General features: G+C 69.3%; 1 protein-coding gene. It reads left to right on the plus strand.

The window, feature by feature from the left end:
- Positions 1-100: 100 nt before the first annotated feature.
- Positions 101-1,301 (plus strand): M1 family metallopeptidase (locus tag AB0M52_RS33990; RefSeq protein ID WP_363962000.1); only part of this gene is annotated, 1,201 nt, incomplete at its 3' end.

Consider the following 1,301-nt stretch of genomic DNA (forward strand, 5'->3'; position numbering starts at 1 on the left):
ACCGACCGCGGACAGGAACGACCGGCGCATCGCCGGCCGGTCGTGCTGCAGCCGGGCCAGCGCGGCCGGCAGCACCGCCCGGACCGGCTGGGAGAGCGCGGTGACCGTAGACGGTGCTCCGGCGGAACATAAGCAGGACAAGAACGAGCTGGTCATCGCACCGACCGGTGGCCTGGTGACGGGCCGGGACTTCACCGCCGAGATCACCTACGCGGGCAAGCCGAAGGCGCTGAAGAACCAGGCGGTCGGCGAGGGCGGCTGGCTGCACACCTCCGACGGCGCGATCGCCCTCGGCCAGCCCGAGTCGGCCAGCACCTGGTTCCCGGTCAACGACCACCCGTCGGACAAGGCCACCTACCGGTTCGAGATCACCGTCCCGGACGGCCTGACGGCGGTCAGCAACGGGGTGCCGGGCGGCAAGACCAGCGCGGATGGCTGGAGCACCTGGCGCTGGGCCGAGAACACGCCGATGGCCAGCTACCTGAGCATGGTGGCGATCGGGAAATTCCGGATCACCGAGGGCGAGCACAAGGGACGGCCGGTGTTCCACGCGGTGACCACGAAGGTGTCCAAGGGGGCCGCGGACTCCTCGATCGCCAAGACCGTCAAGGTGGCCGACTACCTGGAGACCGTCTTCGGCCCGTACCCGGTCGAGGCGTACGGCGGTGTGGTCGTCTCCGACGAGCGGATCCGGTACGCGCTGGAGACGCAGAGCCGGTCGGTCTACTCTGCGGGCTTCTTCCGCCGGGGCGAGAACACCAGCGTGGTCGCGCACGAGGTCGCCCACCAGTGGTTCGGCAACAGCGTGGCGCTGAGCCGGTGGCAGGACATCTGGCTCAACGAGGGCCTGGCGTCGTACGCCACGTGGCTCTGGGCCGAGCACAGTGACGAGTTCACCGCGAAGGAAGCGTTCGACGTCCGGATGGCACAGGTGCCGGCGGAGGTCTGGCGTACCCCGCCGGGCAAGCCGGGGGTGAAGAACATGTTCAGCGAGTCGGTCTACGAGCGCGGCGCGATGACGGTGCACGCGCTGCGGGTGTCCGTGGGCGACAAGGCGTTCTTCGAGATCCTCAAGACCTGGGCCAAGGAGAAGCGCGACGCCAACGGCACCACGGAGGAGTTCGTGGCGCTGGCGGAGCGGATCTCCGGCAAGAAGCTGGACAAGCTCTTCGACGCCTGGCTCTACGGCAAGAAGAAGCCCGCCAGCCCCAGGCGACGGTGGTGGTGTACTCGCCCGCGCTGTGGGCCGTGGACAGCACCTGGAACATCGCCGCGCCCTGGGCGCCCTGACCGAACCGTTC

This window comes from Micromonospora sp. NPDC051296, assembly GCF_040682255.1.
Lineage (GTDB): Bacteria > Actinomycetota > Actinomycetes > Mycobacteriales > Micromonosporaceae > Micromonospora > Micromonospora craterilacus.